Consider the following 19,833-nt stretch of genomic DNA (forward strand, 5'->3'; position numbering starts at 1 on the left):
TAATTAACCATCTTAAATATAAAAACTGTTTTCAATCCCAAGGCACTCATGTGCCTTGGGGATTTTTATAAGTATTAAAATTAATGTCTTTTTATGCGAATTTTACCTTCTGACAATAATACACCACAAAGCGTAAATAATGTGCCCATAGCAGCAATCCAAGTAAAAGGTTCATTCAAAATAACTACAGCTGCAATAATGGTAAGAATAGGCACTAAATATAAATAAATACTAATTTTAACTGCACCTACTAATTTAACAGCATAATTCCAAGAAGCAAAACAAATTGCCGAAGCGCCAATACCCAAAAATAATATATTGAGCAAGTTAACAGGAGAAGTAAAACGAGATAAATTCCATTCAAAATCCAGAAAAGACAACACGGGAAACATCAACATCAAACCATAAAAAAAGAATCGTCTTGTTAACAAAATCGTATTGTAACCATAATTACTACTTTTTTTTGTTAAAATCGAATAGCACGCCCAAAATAGACAAGCTAACATAGTGAGCAAATCGCCAAGCGGATTGAGCGAAAGTACAAACTGCCCATTAAAACTAATTAAGCCAACACCAACAACGGCAAATAAACAACCAATATAAAAACGCTTAGGCGGTGTTTCGACCTTTAAAAAAAATATCGATAATATTGCAGTAAATATTGGCGCTAAAGTGGTAATGATTCCAGCATTAGATGCCGTTGTATAGGTTAATGCAATATTCTCACACAAAAAGTAACAAGTGACACCACAAAACCCTGCGCACAAAAACATAAACTCTTGCTTAACACCCTGCCAAGCAAAAAACCGTGGTGATAAAACCCAAAGAACAACATAACCCAAACTAAATCGAAAAAATAAAATTTCAATTGGCTTAAAATCAATTAATAAAATTTTAGTCGCAATAAAGGTTGTGCCCCAAATAAACACTGTCATCAGTGCAATAAGATGCCCTTGTGTTCTTTTTGAAAATAACATGAAAGCTCCCTAAGCTCACATAAATAAAATCATCACCAAAACACACAGTGTTGCTTGGTATTTATTTTTAGAATTAGCCACTCAACATAAAAAGAAAATATTATGGAAGGAATTGATAACAAAAAATAACGCTAATAATTAAAATAGATATTATATTCCTGTTTAACTAAGTGCAAATTATTTTAACTAAACACAAGGCAAAAAAAATCCACTCGAATATTCGAGTGGAGGGCAAAAAATGAAAAACATAATCTGTTAATATAGACAAGCTAAACGACAAAAAGTTCAATTTAATTTCACTTATTTTTTAATTTTTAACAAAAATTAAATTAACATCATAATTTTTAACAAATAATTTTTTTCATTTTTTTCAAATTTAAAAAAATTATCAATATAATAAATTTTATCTATTAATTTTAATCAAAATACTAAATACCATTACCCAATCGATACCACTAATCAAATTATTACAAACTTTATTTTTGTCTTATAAACATACTTTCTTAAAACTTATTAGCAAACATAACGTTTACTAATTTTGATTGAATTGCAATTCTAAAAATAATAGAGATATACTGTCATAAAATGATGTAATTAAAATTGTGTAGGAGAGTATATGAAAAAGAACGTCATTTTATTCAGTAATATTCCTGCTGACCAACAAGCAAGATTGGAACAAGCTTTCAATTTAACCGTATTGAACAACGACACAGACTTTAATTCAACAACTTATACTAATGCATTAGCTAAAGCTGACGGTATAATTGGCAACCTTCCTACTCGTGTTGATGATAACTTTTTAGCAAAAACTCCAAATCTAAAAGCAGCTGCCACTATTTCTGTTGGTTTTGATAACTACGACCTTCATGCCTTAAAAAAACGTGGCATCCGATTAATGAATACACCAAAAGTGTTAACTGAAAGCACTGCTGATCTGATATTTACACTACTTATGGCAACAGCTCGCCGAACCGTTGAATTATCTAATCTAATTCATAATGGCAAATGGGAAAAAGGGATCACTCCTGAATATTATGGAACTGATATTTATGGTAAAACCATAGGTATTTTAGGAATGGGACGAATCGGTCAAGCCATTGCCAAACGGGCTTATCGTGGTTTTGATATGAATATTGTCTATTATAACCGTTCCGCCCATACCGAAATAGAACAAGCCTATAATGCTAAACGTCTTGCACTTGACAACGTATTAAAACAAGCTGATTTTGTTGTTATCATCCTACCTTTAACTGAAGAAACAACAAAACTAATCACAAAAGAAAAACTTGCCTTAATGAAACCATCTTCAATACTCATTAACGGCGCACGCGGTAAAATTATTGATCAGCAAGCGCTATTTGAAGCACTAAAAAATAAAACTATCAAAGCAGCAGGCTTAGACGTATTTGAAATAGAACCACTTCCGACTAACTCACCATTATTACAGCTTGATAACGTATTATTATCACCTCATGTAGGATCAGCAACAGTAGAAACGCGTTACGCAATGGCAAAATGTGCTGTTGACAATATCATTACAGCATTAAAAGACGAAAAACCAACCGAAAACTGGGTCAATCCCGAAGTCGGCTAACTTGTATTCATCCTTGAATTCACCTATAATGCCCTAACATTGTACTTAGTTACAATTCACAATTGGGGCTGATTCTGGATTCGACGGGATTTGCGAAACCCAAGGTGCATGCCGAGGTGCGGTAGGCCTCGTAAATAAACCGCAAAAAAATAGTCGCAAACGACGAAAACTACGCACTAGCAGCTTAATAACCTGTATAGAGCCTTCTCTCCCTAGCCTCCGCTCGTAGGACGGGGATCAAGAGGAGTCAAACCCAAACGAGATCGTGTGGAAGCCTTGCTTGGGGCGGAAGCATTAAATTTAATCAAGCTAGTTTATCAGTGGCGTGTTTGTTCGCAGCGGGTAGATGAAACTTAAAAACAAACTACGCATGTAGTACCAAGGATGTAGAGATTTCGGACGCGGGTTCAACTCCCGCCAGCTCCACCACCTACTCCCCATAAAACTCCATCAAAGACAATAATCTAATCATAACGCAATTAAACTATCTCTTATTCATAACGACAGAAACGAAATAAGGTAAATCTATTACCTTTCAACTTACTTAATTAAATAATTCGATAAGATAAAAGAGTGAACTCCCCCATAAAAGCTGGATTGTTTAAAATCTACTTTTTTGGTGGTGGTTCATTATCCCTGTGCATACAGGGAATACATGATCAACCTGCTACTAAATCCCTAGGTACTTGTATTCCCTATACACATAGGGATAAAATTGAATCTTCACCAAAATATTAGACAGCACCCACCTCTATCATATAGATGATAAATGCGCAGATTCTTGGCTCTATTTATACTAACCTATAGAGCCAAGAAAAACTAATCAACAATAATACGACCATTCAAAGGTTGAACTGGACGATTGTTGTCGTGATGCATGATTGAGTGGAATTTTTCGATTTGTTCGGCTGATGCACTACTTTCTTGTTCTAACACAATCCATCGAACACCTTCAGTACAAGGTGGTGTTGTTAGTGAACCGCTAAAGCGATAAAAATCCAATCTATTTGGCAGTAAAGCCTTAATATCGACTGATTGAGATAATGTGGCGGTACTTCCTTCTTCTTCTGGCATTTGTTGCCAAGCTTTCGCTAATTCAGGGTTAGATTTTCCTTTATTAAACATCAAGGCAACAACCGCTAAGTCACCATTTTTGTTTTTATAAACAAAATGAGCTTCCATCGGAAAATGTTTACCTTTAATTTTATTTTCGCTTGGCGAATGAAAATGGAACTGTTGTAAGGTAAACAGTTCGTTGTCAATTTCAAGCGTATTACCATCATTAACATTAACTTGAATTGTATGACCGTTATTGATGATTTCTTGCTTACTTTGTTTAAATGCTAGTTTAAGTTTATCGTGGTGCGTTTTAAAAACATGTTCAATATTGATTGGCGATTGATTTTTTCCTGTTTCGCAGGTTGAAAACTCTGGCGAAAGGTGTCCCCAATTTTCTGGATTATTTTCGCCGTCATAACCCCAATGAGGCGCCGATTCTGTTGCAGCACAAGATAGGCTGGTAACCATTAAAGCCGTAATTATTGCATTAAATTTCATTTTGTTTTTATGCTAGAAAGTTGATTAGTGGGAACCAAATTATACGCCTCAAAAAAGCACCTTACTAGAATCGCACATCATCACTTTTTGATATTTTTATAAAAAAATTGTTTGACATTTAAACAAAAAAAATAAGCTAAAAAATAACCTGCTTTATTTGCTGTTGATTTTACTCTGTCTAAGGCAATGCATAAAGCCAGTAGCATTTTCTTATTATTAGAGCAAAAACTTCAATAAAATCAACGCCTTTCCTGACCGATTTTTGAGTGCTAATTAGATTATTTTTAGTAAAAAAAATCTAGCTTTTTATAGCAATAAAAAATTTAGCATAATCGTTTTTTACTTATTAATTTATTTCGAAATAATCAAGGGTTACATCATTCCCTGTTTTATAGATGCTTTCATTATTGTGCTAATAGGTGATCAAAAAGTGTTTTTAGGGCATAAAAAACCCTGCCATAAGCAGGTTTTAACAATTCGGTAGTTGGCTCCTCCAACAGGACTTGAACCTGTGACATACGGATTAACAGTCCGCCGTTCTACCGACTGAACTATGGAGGAACACTTAACAAGCGAAATATTAACGATCTATTATCACAAAGTCAATTAGTAAAACATTAAATGCAATCAATTGCTCACCTTGTAAACAAATTTAAAGTAACTATGCTAAAATAGCGATTAACTAACATAACAGGTAAAATCAATTGATGAAAAAAAATATTTGTGTTTTTTGTGGTGCAAGTGAGGGCAGTCGTCCAAAATATCGCGAGCAAGCCGAACAATTGGGTAAAATCTTAGCTCAGCAAAATAGGCGTTTGATTTATGGCGGTGGTAATAAGGGATTAATGGGCATTATTGCTAATGCGACACTAGCGCATGGTGGCGAGGTGATTGGTATTATTCCTGAACGCTTAGTCAAAGCCGAAACTGCACACCACGGTATTACTCGTTTAGAGGTGGTAGATAATATGCACCAACGTAAGGCAAGACTGTCCGAACTTGCTGATGGTTTTGTTGCAATGCCAGGTGGAACAGGTACGCTGGAAGAAGTTTTTGAAGTTTGGACGGGAATGCAAATCGGTTATCATGAAAAACCTGTCGCTTTATTTGATGCTGCTGAATTTTGGCAACCTATGCTCAATTTTTTACAACATGCGGTGAATGAAGGGTTTGTTCGAGATAGTTTTTATAAAACATTAATTGTTGATAATGACCCTGAAAGTATGCTTCAAAAAATGGATAACTTTATTCCTAAAAATTTGCAACGTTGGGTTAAAAAGTAGTTTGAAGAATAAAAAAACGCCATCATTTGATGGCGTTTTTTTATATTATTAACATTAAGCAACAGTTCCAGCTTCTGATTCTGGTTGTTTAATAAATGCATAAGCTACACCAGCAAGAACAGAACCAACAACAATAGATAATAAGTAGCCTCCTACTGGTTTAACAACGCCCGGAATTGCTAAAGCAAATAACCCACCATGTGGCGTCATTAATTGAGAACCAAAGGCTAACGCCATACCACCAGTAATAGCACCACCAATAATACAACATGGAATAACACGTAATGGGTCACGCGCGGCAAATGGAATAGCTCCTTCCGATATAAAGCATAATCCTAATACTAGTGAAGCTTTACCACTTTCTTGCTCAGCTTTAGCAAATTTTTTGTGTGCAATAAGTGTTGCAATCCCCATTGCTAAAGGAGGAACCATTCCGCCAGCCATAACGGCTGCCATTGGGGCATAAACTTGTGCTGAAATTAAACCTGTACCAAATGCGTATGCAACTTTATTAATTGGCCCACCCATATCGGTACACATCATACCACCTAAAATAGCACCCAATATAACAGCATTAGCAGTACCCATTGAATTCAACCATCCCTTTACAAAATCCATTAACCATGCAATAGGGGTACCAACAATAAATTGCATTACAAGACCTGTAATTAACGTTGCAAATAACGGTACGATTAAGATTGGTTTTAAAGCTTCTAACGTTTTTGGTAATGGTAAATATTTTGTTATTAGTAGCGCCAAATAACCCGCAAAATAACCAATAATAATCCCACCTAAAAAGCCGGCGCCAGTCGATACTGCCAGTAAACCACCAACAAGACCCGGAGCAAGACCTGGTCTATCGGCAATAGAATAAGCAATATAACCTGAAAGCAGTGGTACCATAAGTGAGAAAGCTAGTTCTCCAATTTGAGCTAAATGTGATTCGCCAATTAATTTTTGCACGCCATCAACCATTTTAAAGGAACCAAAAGCAAATGAAAGTGCAATAATCAAACCACCTGCAACAACCATTGGTAACATATAAGATACACCAGTTAAAAGATGTTGATAAACACCTTTTTTCTCATTGTTTGATTTAGTTGTTGAAGCATTAGCGCTTGGTTGATACACGGTTGCTTCTTCAAATGCTTTATCAAATTCTTGCGCTGTTTTTTTCAGAGCTGGACCTGTTTTAGTGCGATAAAGTTTTTTACCTGCAAATTTGCTTAAATCAACGTCAATATCACAAGCAGCGATAACTACATCGGCCGAAGCAACTTCTTCTGGCGTAAGCTCATTACCCACACCAACCGAGCCACGAGTTTCAACTTTACACCACCAACCACGTTTTTTAGCTTCTTCTTCAATTGCTTCAGCCGCCATAAAGGTGTGAGCAATACCTGTTGGGCAAGCGGTAACAGCAACAATGCGTTTTACCCCTGTATCATTACTTGATGTTGGCGCAATATTATTGCTTGCTTGATAAACTACAGCTTTACTTTGTGCATCAGTTAAAACTTGTCTTGGATTAGCAAAAAGCGGGTTTAAATCCTCAACCACATAAACTTTTTTACCTGTCACAGCTTTATCGCTAATGACACCCGAGCCAACAGCAATAATAACATCTGCTGATGCGGCATTTTCAACTACATTTAAATTTAATGCATTTGCAGCTAAAGTTAATTCAGCTTTAGCTAAACGTCCATTAACTGGACCTGCATAACTACCTTCAGTAATATAGATATTCATGAATACTCCTTATCCAGCAATTATTTCGATTTTTTCTAACATATTATTTACAGCTTGACGATCAGAAATCCCCACACCAGCCTGCTCAACCGATAATGCAGCAACGCTTGATGCAAAAACTAAAGTGTCTTTTATTGATTGTTCAGTCATTAAACCATACATTAAACCTGCAACCATTGAATCACCAGCACCAACAGTACTAACGACCCGACATTTTGGCGGTTTTGCCAACCACGCTTCATGTTTAGTTACCCATAAAGCGCCTTTACTACCTAGTGATATGATGACATTATCAACACCACCATTAACTAGATCCATAGCAGCTTTTTTTACATCGTTTAATGTAGGTAGCTCATGCCCTATCCACATTTCGAGTTCTTTATCGTTTGGTTTAATTAACCATGGCTTAGCTTTTAAACCAGCAACGAGTGCATCACGGCTACTATCAAAAATAACTTTTGGACAAATGGCTTTGACTTGTTCCATCCAATGAGTGAATTTTTCAAGTGAAACACCGGCTGGTAGACTACCACTAATGGCAACCATATCTATATTTTTTAGCCATTCTAGTGAGCTGGTAACAAAATTTTGCCAGTCTTGTTCACTAATTGTGAAGCCTGAAAAGTTAAGATCGGTAACTTCGCTATTTTCTTCGGTCAATTTGACATTAATGCGTGTACGACCTTCGACAGTTTGAAACTTATCAACCACATTTAGTGATTTAAATAATAAATTAAAACCATCACGGTTTTCTTTACCTAAGAATCCACCAACGGTTAATTGAACGTCTAAATCTGATAAAACTTTAGCAACGTTAATACCTTTACCAGCTGCAAGTAAAGCATTGGTTTGGACTAAATTAACATCACCAAGTTCAACTTTAGGACAAAACCCCAAAAGGTCATAAGCTGGATTTAAGGTAATTGTTGCAATACGATAAGTCATTTAAGCACCCTCACCTAAACCACTTTCAATCGCTTTACCTATAGCATCAAGCGCTTGCTGCGCATCATCACCAACAGCAGTAAATTGTAATCGACTACCTTTTTTAGCACCTAATGCAACAATTTTCATTAAGCTAGTTGCACTTACTGGTTCCGCTTTACCATCTAAATTAGCAACTGTCACTTTGCTGTTAAATTCTTTAACGAGTTTAACTAAAACAGATGATGGGCGTGTATGTAAGCCGTTTTCGTTAGGAACAATAAACTCACAAGTAAGTACACCATTATTGGAGCTAACTTCTGATACAGAATTTTCTGTAGCAGTTTGTTGTTCAGCAACAAGTAGATTAATAAGTTTATCAGCATTGGCTGAGACTAGTTGGTCTAAATTTTGATTGAAAGCTAAAGAGGCAATATTGTTAACAACACCAGAAATAGAATCATCAACAGCAGATATGGTAATAAGTAATTTAACAGGGTTACCATTTTCATTCAAATTATTCGTTGTACGGCTAATGGCAATGGCATTTTTTACGTTACCTGTTTTACTATCATTTAACCAAACACCTTGACCAAGGTAATTAGGTTTGTTGTCTAGTACATCAGTAATAAAAGTTGTATTTACCGCGTTTTGCTGCTTTAAACGTGAGGCATTTAAAGCTTGTAGCATAGCTAAACTGTCGGCTGGAATATCAAGTAGCAATGATGATGAATCAACAACAATTTGGTTATCTTCAGTACTTGTTTTACCCGTTAAAATGGCAATGGCTTCGTCGGCGGTTTGAATTTTTTTAATTCGTTCCTCTACTCCATCGGCACCAAGTACATGAGTTAATTGTCGAAGCAATTCTAAATGTTCGTCAGAACTTGCTGCAATACCAATAGCAAGATAAGCCTTTTCACCATCATCCCCCCACTCAACACCATTCGGAAAACAAAATACTTGCACCCCAGTTTTTTTGACTAGATGTCGAGTTTTGGTTGTACCATGAGGAATGGCAAGACCTATACCCAGATAGGTTGCCGCTTGTGATTCTCGTTCAAGCATTCCGTCAACATAACCTTGTTCAACAAATCCCGCACTAGTTAAGGCTGCAGCAATTTTTTTTATCGCTTCAGTTTTATTAGCGGCTTGTTCATTTAAATGAATGTTTTCTGTAACTAAATGAAACATATAATAAATACCTCAGGGTTGAATGTATGTCGATTAAAAAATTCACACAAAAGTAAATCTTTTAATCAACCTCTATTGAATCGTTTCAGCAATAATGAATAGATTAACATGAATAATCCAATAAATTATGGCTATCAATAACCTATTTGTGATCTAGATCTTGTTTTTATTTAAACCGTCAAAATGATAATAAAAATTTTGCTTATCAATTTATTATCGTCCTAAGCTACCGCGATAGATCAATCGTCTTGGGATAATTGTTGTGCCAGATTGATAATTCTGATTATCCATATAGTCTAAAAAAAGTTTTATTGTGACGTTAGCAACTTCTTTATGATCTTGTGAAAGTGATATGACTTTACATGGTAAAAAGTCTAACAACTCGTTATCACCAAAAGTCGCAATGGTTAAGCTTTCAGGTAAATGACCAAATTTTCTTAAAATTGCATCGATCGTTCCTTGTAATAACGAAAAGGAAGTGGTGAAAATACCATTAGGCATTTCATTGTGTTCTAACCATTGACTAAAAGCTAAATCGGCATCGTGACGACTATAATTATTTGCATATAAAAAATCAACTTTATTGCAACGATTAAGTTTGGTATCGTTAAAACCATCAAGACGGAGTTGGCTAACCGATAAGCTAGGTAAAGCCCCAATATAAACAACAGAGCCTTCTACAAAATTATTGAATGCTTGAGCCAATAATGTTGAGTCTTGTTTATCTGCACCAACGATGTTTCTAAATTTTGTTGTAGATAATGTTCTATCAAGTGCAAATAGTGGGATTTTTTCGTTTCGCCAATCATCATAAAAAAGATAGTCTTGGGCAGAAACAAATGACGATGAAATCAATAATGCATCGACGCGACGTTGTTGTAGATGTTTAACGCACTCTTTTTCGATTTGTGGATTATCTTCTGAACATGCAAGTAATAATTGATACCCTTCTTTTCTTACCAATTGTTCTAAATAATTAGCAATACGGGTATAACTGTTATTTTCTAAATCAGGAATAATAATACCAATAGTGCGGGTTTTACCTGCTCTAAGTCCAGCTGCAACTGCGTTAGGTTGGTAATTGTACTCTTTTACCACCGACATGACTTTTTCGATTGTTTTATCACTAACGCGGTATTTTTTGGCTTTTCCATTAATCACATAGCTCGCCGTGGTTCTTGATACACCAGCCAAAAGTGCGATTTGTTCTAATTTCATAACACAATCTCAACTAAAATACTGTTATTTAACCTGAATCAAAACCATTTGTAAATCTGATTCTAATGTCTAGTCAATAAGTTAGCTATATTTTCATATTATAAAAAATTTAAGATGGCTACTCTAAAAAAATAGTACTTAGCCAAAATCTAAATACTATCAATAATAATAAATGCATTAATCATTAGTAATAGATAGCAATATTTTGACCACTAATATTTTCAATCTTGACAGCTGTATCAAAGATATCTTCCAAAATAGCCTCATTCATGATCTGTTGTGGAGTACCTTGATATACCAGTTCACCATTTTTCATGGCTAAAATATAGTCTGAATATACAGATGCAAAGTTGATGTCATGAATAACAATCATAATTGTTTTATTTAGCTCATCGGCAGCTCGGCGTAATTGTTTCATCATGGCGACAGCATGCTTCATATCGAGATTATTGAGCGGTTCGTCAAGTAATACATATTCCGTATCTTGACATAACACCATAGCAACATAAGCACGTTGCCTTTGTCCACCAGAAAGCTCATCTAAAAAACGATCTTTATATTGCGTAAGATCTAAAAACTCAAGAGCTCGGTGGATATGCTCGTAATCGTCAGCCGTTAAGCGCCCTTTGCTATAAGGATAACGCCCAAATCCGACTAATTCAAAAACAGTTAATCGGCTAGTAAAACGATTTTCTTGTCTTAATACAGATAAATAGGTTGCTAGCTTATCGCTTGGTGTGCTTACAACATCCATGTTTTGAATTTTTACTCGCCCTTCATCAGCAAATAATAGTCGACTTATAATCGATAATAATGTCGATTTACCAGCCCCATTTGGACCAATAATAGCAGTAATACCACCTTTTGAAATTGTCGCATTGACGTTTTTTAATACCGGTATTGTTTGATAGTTTTTACTAATATTATCAATTTCTATCACATCGGAACCTTTTTCAATAATAAGAAGATAAACAATGAACCACCTATAAATTCAATCACAATCGATAATGCACCAATCATATTTAGCACCCGCTCTAAGAACATTTGCCCGCCAACAAGAAATATCACCCCCAATAAAAAAGCAGTGGGAAGTAAAAAACGATGCTGGCTTGATCCACTAACACTATAAGCTAAATTAGCAATTAAAAGCCCTAAGAAAGTAAATGGTCCGACTAATGCTGTTGATATGGAAACCAAAACAGACACAAGCAATAAAATAACGGTGATACTTTTTTGGTAATCAATGCCTAGATTTATAGCATTATCACGTCCTAATGCCAGAACATCAAATTGATATCGCATTCGCCATAAAAACAAACCAATGATACAGGCAATAATTAATGAAAAGATAATCAACATCGGTTCGGCACGGGTAAAGGTAGCAAAAATTCGGCTTTGTAATATTGCAAACTCGGAAGGCGTCATTAGACGCTGTAATAGGTTAGAAAAGCTACGGAATAATGTACCCAAAATAATACCGATTAATAATACTAAATGTAAATTTTGCTTGAGCTTAGTAAACAAACCCCGATATAAAAATAGTGAAAATAAAATTAATAAAAGTGATTCAAATATAAATCGACCAATAACACCAATATAGGGAATACCTTGTGCATCAAGACAGAAGATCACAACAGTTTGAATAAGTACAAACAGTGATTCAAATCCCATGATAGAAGGTGTTAATATCCGATTGTTAGTAACGGTTTGGAAAAGTAATGTTGATGTTGCTGCCGAAAAGGCAACTAAAATCATTGTTAGTATAATCCAAGTTCGATGCTTCAAAATGTAGTTAATATTTCCTTTAAGACCAATTGTCATAAAACAAACGACACAAATTGATGCAATAACAAACAATAAAAAGACCCTTTTATGACTTGAAATATGACGGTTTTGATTAATTAACATAGCGTTTTCGACTCAACAATATTAAAAAAATAATAGCGCCAATTACACCAAGAATAACACTCACTGGGATTTCAAAAGGATAGCGAATTATCCGCCCAATAATATCGCAAATCAAAACCAACCCGCTGCCAAATAAACAAACCCATGGAATGATTTTACGAACATTATCACCAAATAATAAGCTGACAATATTGGGGACAATTAATCCAAGAAAGGGTAAAACGCCAACAACCACAACAACAATACCACCAATCAATGCAATGACAATAAGTCCAGTCAACATAACACGACGATAATTAAGTCCAACATTGATCGAAAAATCACGACCTAACCCAACAACAGTGAATTGATCTGCACTCCAACAAGCAAGTAATGTTAATCCGCCAACTAACCATAATAATTCGTAACGGCCTTGCAAAATAGCAGAAAAATCACCAGACTCCCAACCTGCTAGTGATTGTAACAAATCAAAATACATGGCAAAAAATGTAGTCGCTGCACTAATAATCGCGCCCAACATAACGCCAATAAGAGGTACCATCAGTGCCGATTTAAAAATGATTTTACGAGAAATTGCCATAAAGACCATCGTGCCAACCATTGCAAATAAGCTTGCAACAGTCATTTTAGTCATAACACTTGCACCAGGAGCTAACACCATCATGATTAATAAACCAAGACTGGCCGATTGCGTTGTGCCAACTAACGAGGGTTCAACAAATCGATTTTGAGTCAACAGTTGCATAATTAAGCCAGCAACACTCATTGCGCTACCAGCTAACAATAAAGCAACCGTTCTTGGCACTCGACTAACAAAGAAAATCTCACGCATGTTGCTATCAGACCATAGTTCTAATAGCGTCACGTTTCCGGCACCAATAAATAAACTTATTGCAGTCATGATCAATAAAATGAAAATGCCTGCAATAAAATAAAATGATTTAATCATGCTTTACATTAATGTGCAGGCTCAGCTTGCAAAGCTACGCTAATTTGTTCCATCAAATTGCTATAAGTTTGAATACCGCCAGAAATATAGATCGACGTTGAATCTAAGTAAACAATATGGTTATGTTGCCATGCTGAGGTTTTTTGAATTAATTCGTTATTCAATACTTGCTGTGCTGATTGTGCTTCTTTGTTACCAATTGCATTATCTCTATCTAAAACAAATAACCACTCAGGGTTAACACTTAAGATAAATTCCGAAGTAACAGCATTACCATGGCGCCCAGCTTCTTGGAAAGTTGTAGCGGGTTTGAATCCTAACACATCAAATACAAAACCAAAACGAGATTTCGCACTATAAGCAGACATTTTGCCACCATTAACCATAATAACTAATGCTGTTCCTGCTGTACTTGTTTTAGGTTTTAGCTGTTCTATTCTTTGATTAAAATCAGCTAATAATTTATTTGCTTCATTTTGTTTATGAAAAATCTCGCCCAATTGTTGTGTTCTTTGCGTTATGCTTCCTAAAAAGTCATTGTAATCAATATCTAATGAAATCGTTGGCGCAATATCATTTAATTTTTTATAAGCATCATTAGCACGACCACCAGCAATAATGATATCAGGCTGAATAGAACTTAATACCTCGTAATTTGGTTCAAATAAAGTCCCTACATTGGTGTAATCTTTACTGCCGTATTTAGATAAGAAAGTGGGATAATGTACATCTGATTGAGGTACTGCCGTCACAGGAATATTCAATGCGTCCATAATATCAAGCGTTGCAGTGTTAAAAACAACAACTTTTTTAGGGTTGTCTGGAACTTCTGTTTTACCTTGAGAATGTTCAATGGTCACCGTTTTTACCGGCGATTGCTGTTCTTCTTTATTATCACATCCCACTAAAACAAATAATACAGTAAGTAGTATGATGGACTTCGTTTTAATATATGAATACATTATAACTCCTAATTATCGGCCTGATTAAAAATCTATGAAAAGATAATTATAATAATTATCATTTACATTCCGATTGTAACGAAAAAAGGCATAAGGTTCAATGAACTTTAAAGATTAAAAAACACAATATGTAACAAAAGACAAGATAAATAGAAGTAAACAATAATCACAGGACTGAAAAGCTACCGATTTATTCGGTAGCATAAAAAATATTGATATTTAAAAATTTTGATTTGAATCAACAGATAAATCTTTAAGTTTTCGAGTTAACGTATTGCGTCCCCACCCTAATAGATGAGCGGCATCCTGTTTATGACCTCTAGTAAAATTGAGGGCACTTTTTAATAAGATACATTCAACATCATGTATCGCTTCAGTCAAAATGCCTGTTTTCCCACTCATAAGGGCTTGTTTTGCCCATTGTTCAAATAATAGTTTCCAATCGGCTTGTTGTTGTGGCAATAGGGTAGTAGACAATGCTGAATATTCATCATTTGTCGCAACCGTTTTAGTTGTTGATGACAGCAACAATTCTGGTGGTAAATCTTGAACAAGAACCTCTTTACTGGAAGACATTACAGTGATCCATCGACAGGTGTTTTCAAGTTGGCGAACATTACCTGGCCAGTTAAATCGACATAAAACATCTAATGCTTCGGGTCTTAATATTTTACTTTCTACACCAAGTTCTTTTGCTGTAGTATACAAAAAGTGCTCGGCAAGTTTTGGAATATCTTGCGACCTATCCCGTAAAGGTGGAAGTAATATACGAATAACATTCAAACGGTGAAATAAGTCTTCTCTAAATTTACCTTCTCTGACTCTTGCTTCTAAATCTTGATGTGTAGCAGCAATAATTCGCACGTCAACTTTAATGGGTGAATACCCCCCAATACGATAAAATTGCCCATCAGCTAAAACTCTGAGTAATCGAGTTTGAACATCAAGTGGCATATCACCAATTTCGTCCAAAAACAAAGTGCCACCATTAGCTTGTTCAAACCGTCCATGCCTAATTTGAGCTGCACCAGTAAAAGCGCCTTTTTCATGCCCAAACAGTTCAGATTCAATTAGGTCTTTAGGAATTGCGGCCATATTTAACGCAATAAAAGGGGATTGTGAACGTGGACTGTGGGTATGTAGAGCTTTAGCAACTAACTCTTTACCTGTGCCTGATTCGCCATTGATCAGTACACTAATTGATGATTTAGATAATCGCCCAATAATACGAAATACCTCTTGCATTGAAGGGGCTTCGCCAATGATTCCTGTTGATGCTTTTGTACTTGTATTATTGTTAGTTTTATTAGTTTGAGTTTGAGAAATCGCCCTTTCAACCAGTTGTATAACTTCATCCACATCAAAAGGTTTTGGAATATAATCATAAGCACCTTTTTGATAAGCATTCACTGCTGCATCAAGATCCGAATGCGCAGTCATAATAATAACAGGTAAATGAGGCAATTTTTCTTTAACATAATGAAGTAATGTTAAACCATCAAGCCCCGGCATTTTAATATCCGAAATTAACACCACTGGTTTTTCAACATAAGTGTCCAAAGCCTCCATAACCTCTTGCCCTGTCGAAAAACAGACACAATTAAAATTGGCATGTGTTAGTGCTTTTTCTAATACCCAGCGAATGGAGCTATCATCATCAACAATCCAAACATTCATTTTAATTTACCTCACTGCTTAATTGGCAAATAGACAGAAAACATTGTATGCCCTGGCCAACTATTAAATTCAATTTTACCACGATGTTGATCAACAATATTATGTGCAATAGAAAGCCCAATACCTGTACCACCTTCATAACCACTCACCATAGGATAAAATAAGGTATCTTGAATATGAACAGGCACACCTGGACCCGTATCTTCAATATCGATACGAGCACATAAGCGGTAACGTTGTCCGTGTAAAGTAACCTGAAAAGCCGTTCTTGTCCTAATAGTAATTGTGCCAGAATTAGAACCAATAGCCTGTAAAGCATTACGAACAATATTTAGAATCACTTGCTCTATTTGTTCAGAGTCATGAATAAAATCCGGTAAGCTTGGGTCATAATCACGAAAAATCCCAATATTGATTGGCTTTTCTAAACACAGTAAAGCATAGATGCGCTCTATTGCTTGATGGATACTTTGCTCTTTTTGTTGTAATCGTTGTTGTGGTCCTAATAATCTATCTACAAGATTTCGTAACCTGTCTGCCTGTTCAATAATGATTTTTGTATAATCTTGTAATTCATTTTTAGGTAATTCACGTGATAATAACTGAGCGGCGCCTCTTAATCCTCCTAATGGATTTTTAATTTCATGAGCAAGTCCTCTAACTAATTCACGAGCGGCATTTTGCTGAGCTTGTTGCAGTTGTTCTTGACTAAGGCGTTTATGATTATTTAATGGAACCATCTCAATTAAAATACGACCATTACCCAATAGCTGAGCGGTCAACGATAAAATATGTAGTTCATTATTAATAACTAAATTAACTTCATTATCGGTAAAACCTTGATTTTGTTCTAATGCACCAAGCATTAAATTAATATCTAATGAAAAATAACTTAATAAATCTGGAAAATAACTTTCTAGTATTTTTTTGTTACTTTGTGCTAATAACTGTTGTGCTGCAGTATTGACGTAAAGAATATTGAGTTTTTTATCAAGTAGTAAAATACTTGTAATCATTGAATCGAGAACAAGATTAGCATCAGATTCATTAGCAAATGTCATCGTCGGTTTTCCGTCCTGATTTAGGAACCACCGCATGCTAGCGGTGGTTTAGTGATTTAAATTATTTCAAAAATAACTTATAAGCTATAGTACATTTCAAACTCAACTGGGTGTGGAGTCATACGTACACGATCAACATCTTGACGTTTTAAATCGATATAAGCATCAATAGTGTCGTTAGTAAATACGTTACCACGAGTTAAGAATTCGCGATCCGCATCTAGTGCGCTGAGAGCTTCCTCTAGTGAACCTGCAACTTGTGGGATTAATTTAGATTCTTCTGGTGGTAAGTCATATAAGTTTTTATCCATAGCATCGCCAGGATGAATTTTATTGATGATACCATCTAAACCAGCCATTAACTGCGCAGCAAAAGATAAATATGGATTACCAGCTGGATCTGGGAAACGAACTTCAATACGACGAGCTTTAGGGCTAGTTACAACAGGAATACGAATTGATGCAGAACGGTTACGCGCAGAGTAAGCAAGCATAACTGGTGCTTCATAGCCTGGTACTAAACGTTTATAAGAGTTAGTCGCAGGGTTAGTAAATGCATTAATTGCTTTAGCGTGTTTAATAATACCGCCAATATAGAATAATGCCATTTCAGAAAGACCTGCATATTTATCGCCAGCAAATAAATTTACACCATCTTTCGCTAATGATTGGTGACAGTGCATACCTGAACCATTGTCACCAAACATTGGTTTTGGCATAAATGTTGCTGTTTTACCATAAGCGTGTGCAACATTTTGTACTACATATTTATAGATTTGTACTTCATCAGCTTTTTTGGTTAACGTATTAAAACGACATGCAATTTCGTTTTGACCCGCGGTTGCCACTTCATGATGATGAGCTTCAACCACTAGACCAAGTTGTTCCATAATTAAACACATTTCAGAACGAATATCTTGTGATGAATCAACCGGAGGAAGTGGAAAATAACCACCTTTCACACCAGGGCGATGACCTTTATTGCCTTCTTCATATTTAGTACCAGAATTCCAAGCAGCTTCGATATCATCAATATGCACAAAGCTACCTGACATTGGCGAACCAAAACGAATATCATCAAATAAAAAGAATTCTGGTTCAGGCCCAAAAATAACGGTATCAGCAATACCTGATGATTTTAAAAACTCTTCAGCTCGTTTAGCAATTGAACGAGGGTCACGATCATACCCTTGCAACGTTGCTGGTTCTAATACATCACAACGTAGATTTAATGTTGCATCTTCAAAAAATGGATCAATTACCGCCGTTGAGGCATCAGGCATTAATACCATATCTGATTCATTAATTCCTTTCCAACCAGCAATTGATGAACCATCAAACATTTTGCCTTCTTCAAAAAAATCATCATCAATTTGATTAACAGGGATAGTTACGTGTTGTTCTTTACCTTTAGTATCAGTAAAACGTAAATCAACAAATTTTACATCATTTTCTTTAATCAATTTTAAAACTTTTTGTGTAGACATGTAGCTTCTCCATTAAGGACAAATAATAATTGTTCAGTTTAAAAGGCGTTCTTGCCGAGTTATTAGATTATATGCAAATATGATGCCAATTTTTTAACTCTATTTTTTAGTAGCTTTATAAGCAGCTATAGTAACATAAATATTACAATTGCACTAAAATAAAGCAACAAGCACCGAAATAATGCACCAAAATAGTCACATAAAAATTAAAACCAATTTTTATGTCCTATATATCTTCTCGTAGTGCTTTAATGCTCAAATAAAAAGTTATTTTATTCCAGTCATACTCGATCGTTTCTTCTGAACTAAATACCACACTATACAGCATATGATCTTTAGGATTTACGAATGATGTAGAGGGATAACCATCCGTACCCCAATAACAGCAAATTAATTTCAGTTCACTTATTCCCATGGTGTTAGCTAAATACTGATGTGCTTGTTTAGCATATTTACCTTCAATTTTATAAATGACTTCAAGCGGTTTTCCTTGTCCTTTGTCATTTTTTATACAATCATTATATTTAAAGAAATCGGGTGCATCTGCATCAAACTCACGCAAAAAATCACGACAAGTTAAATCAGGATCATAGTAATAGTGAGGAAAATATTCAGGATGTTTGATTTTTACGTTACGAAGTTTTGTTTTCTTTAACTCAGAAATTTGTTCATTAAATTGGATTAATACATTTGGATTATTAGGAAATAAAGTTGCAAATAAGTCTGACTTTTGTTTTGCAGAAACATAATGGCTATTTGAAACAATATCAACAAACATTAAATTCCACAATTTTTCTTGTTGACTAATATAATGTGCAGCATTCACCTCACTCATCATCAAATCATGATTAAATTGATTGAAATCTCGATAAACATCATAATAAAGATCAGCCGCTTTATGTAGATCTTGCTCGGTACCATATCCATTTAAAATTAACCAAGCAAGGGAACGCTGAACATAAAATTTCTTGGGAAAATAAAGTTCAGTTTTCTTCATCAATTTCACATAATCACTATAAACCTTATGATAATCACCATTTTCTATATAACGATGTAAATCACTTAAGTTCTGCTCTATATAAGGATAAGAATTATCTATATCAATTTGCTGATTGATATAATCAGAATTGTCATCAGACCAAACAGGGAAAATTGAACAACAAAATAAACAAAACATGAAAATAAACTTTCGAATATGCATTTATTTTTTCCTTAAAATTTAATAATCCCTATTTTTATAGAATAAGATTTCTCTTTTGGTACTGTATTTCAGTACATAATATAGTTATAATC

The 19,833-nt window shown here is 35.0% G+C and carries 16 protein-coding genes, 1 tRNA gene and 1 other RNA gene; 3 read left to right on the forward strand and 15 right to left on the reverse strand.

The window, feature by feature from the left end; genetic code table 11:
* Window positions 1-80: 80 nt before the first annotated feature.
* Window positions 81-977, reverse strand: a complete 897-nt coding sequence (locus tag GQ594_RS06640; protein WP_160400262.1) for a DMT family transporter — start codon at window positions 975-977, stop codon at window positions 81-83.
* A 616-nt stretch (window positions 978-1,593) separates the two neighbouring features.
* Here GQ594_RS06640 and GQ594_RS06645 point away from each other — a divergent pair.
* Window positions 1,594-2,571 carry a 2-hydroxyacid dehydrogenase gene (locus GQ594_RS06645; RefSeq protein WP_160411924.1) on the forward strand — a complete coding sequence of 326 codons (978 nt, stop codon included), beginning with the start codon at window positions 1,594-1,596 and terminating at the stop codon, window positions 2,569-2,571.
* 64 nt (window positions 2,572-2,635) lie between these two features.
* Window positions 2,636-3,000: a transfer-messenger RNA gene (gene ssrA / locus GQ594_RS06650) on the forward strand.
* A gap of 390 nt (window positions 3,001-3,390) precedes the next feature.
* Here the strand turns inward: ssrA and GQ594_RS06655 are convergent.
* Complete coding sequence (locus GQ594_RS06655) at window positions 3,391-4,128, reverse strand: carbonic anhydrase (RefSeq protein ID WP_160411923.1); 738 nt, start codon at window positions 4,126-4,128, stop codon at window positions 3,391-3,393.
* Window positions 4,129-4,613: 485 nt separating this feature from the next.
* Window positions 4,614-4,689, reverse strand: a tRNA-Asn gene (locus GQ594_RS06660).
* Window positions 4,690-4,835: 146 nt separating this feature from the next.
* On the opposite strand from GQ594_RS06660, the gene GQ594_RS06665 reads away from it, so the two are divergent.
* The gene (locus GQ594_RS06665) at window positions 4,836-5,411 is read left to right on the forward strand and encodes a TIGR00730 family Rossman fold protein (RefSeq protein WP_160411922.1); all 576 of its coding nucleotides are present in this window, start codon (window positions 4,836-4,838) and stop codon (window positions 5,409-5,411) included.
* A gap of 54 nt (window positions 5,412-5,465) precedes the next feature.
* Here the strand turns inward: GQ594_RS06665 and fruA are convergent, their stop codons facing one another.
* The 12 genes from fruA to GQ594_RS06725 all read right to left on the reverse strand — a co-directional run bounded on the left by fruA (window position 5,466) and on the right by GQ594_RS06725 (window position 19,741).
* Window positions 5,466-7,160 (reverse strand): PTS fructose transporter subunit IIBC, encoded by a 1,695-nt coding sequence (gene fruA / locus GQ594_RS06670; protein WP_160411921.1) that lies wholly within the window; start codon window positions 7,158-7,160, stop codon window positions 5,466-5,468.
* Between the two features lie 9 nt (window positions 7,161-7,169).
* Window positions 7,170-8,105: a 1-phosphofructokinase gene (gene fruK / locus GQ594_RS06675; RefSeq protein WP_160411920.1), complete on the reverse strand. Its 936-nt coding sequence runs from the start codon at window positions 8,103-8,105 to the stop codon at window positions 7,170-7,172.
* Window positions 8,106-9,278, reverse strand: coding sequence for a fused PTS fructose transporter subunit IIA/HPr protein (gene fruB / locus GQ594_RS06680; RefSeq protein WP_160411919.1), 1,173 nt, complete (start codon window positions 9,276-9,278; stop codon window positions 8,106-8,108). It abuts the gene before it with no gap.
* A 213-nt stretch (window positions 9,279-9,491) separates the two neighbouring features.
* Entirely contained in the window at window positions 9,492-10,496 is a 1,005-nt protein-coding gene (gene cra / locus GQ594_RS06685) for a catabolite repressor/activator (protein ID WP_160400255.1), read from the reverse strand.
* A gap of 184 nt (window positions 10,497-10,680) precedes the next feature.
* The gene (locus GQ594_RS06690; RefSeq protein ID WP_160400254.1) at window positions 10,681-11,436 is read right to left on the reverse strand and encodes an ATP-binding cassette domain-containing protein; all 756 of its coding nucleotides are present in this window, start codon (window positions 11,434-11,436) and stop codon (window positions 10,681-10,683) included.
* Complete coding sequence (locus GQ594_RS06695) at window positions 11,433-12,404, reverse strand: iron chelate uptake ABC transporter family permease subunit (protein WP_160411918.1); 972 nt, start codon at window positions 12,402-12,404, stop codon at window positions 11,433-11,435. The genes GQ594_RS06690 and GQ594_RS06695 overlap by 4 nt, the downstream gene beginning before the upstream one ends.
* Window positions 12,394-13,350, reverse strand: a complete 957-nt coding sequence (locus tag GQ594_RS06700) for an iron chelate uptake ABC transporter family permease subunit (RefSeq protein ID WP_160411935.1) — start codon at window positions 13,348-13,350, stop codon at window positions 12,394-12,396. The genes GQ594_RS06695 and GQ594_RS06700 overlap by 11 nt, the downstream gene beginning before the upstream one ends.
* Before the next feature lie 11 nt (window positions 13,351-13,361).
* Window positions 13,362-14,315, reverse strand: a complete 954-nt coding sequence (locus tag GQ594_RS06705; protein ID WP_160400252.1) for a siderophore ABC transporter substrate-binding protein — start codon at window positions 14,313-14,315, stop codon at window positions 13,362-13,364.
* Window positions 14,316-14,534: 219 nt separating this feature from the next.
* Window positions 14,535-15,992: a nitrogen regulation protein NR(I) gene (glnG, locus tag GQ594_RS06710; RefSeq protein ID WP_160411917.1), complete on the reverse strand. Its 1,458-nt coding sequence runs from the start codon at window positions 15,990-15,992 to the stop codon at window positions 14,535-14,537.
* A gap of 11 nt (window positions 15,993-16,003) precedes the next feature.
* A complete protein-coding gene (glnL, locus tag GQ594_RS06715; protein WP_160411916.1) occupies window positions 16,004-17,053 on the reverse strand; it encodes a nitrogen regulation protein NR(II) in 1,050 nt (349 codons plus the stop codon).
* A gap of 77 nt (window positions 17,054-17,130) precedes the next feature.
* Window positions 17,131-18,540 (reverse strand): glutamate--ammonia ligase, encoded by a 1,410-nt coding sequence (gene glnA / locus GQ594_RS06720; RefSeq protein ID WP_160400249.1) that lies wholly within the window; start codon window positions 18,538-18,540, stop codon window positions 17,131-17,133.
* A gap of 226 nt (window positions 18,541-18,766) precedes the next feature.
* Window positions 18,767-19,741, reverse strand: a complete 975-nt coding sequence (locus GQ594_RS06725) for a DUF4952 domain-containing protein (protein ID WP_160411915.1) — start codon at window positions 19,739-19,741, stop codon at window positions 18,767-18,769.
* Between the last annotated feature and the right edge of the window lie 92 nt (window positions 19,742-19,833).

The organism is Gilliamella sp. Pra-s52 (assembly GCF_009795805.1).
Lineage (GTDB): Bacteria > Pseudomonadota > Gammaproteobacteria > Enterobacterales > Orbaceae > Gilliamella.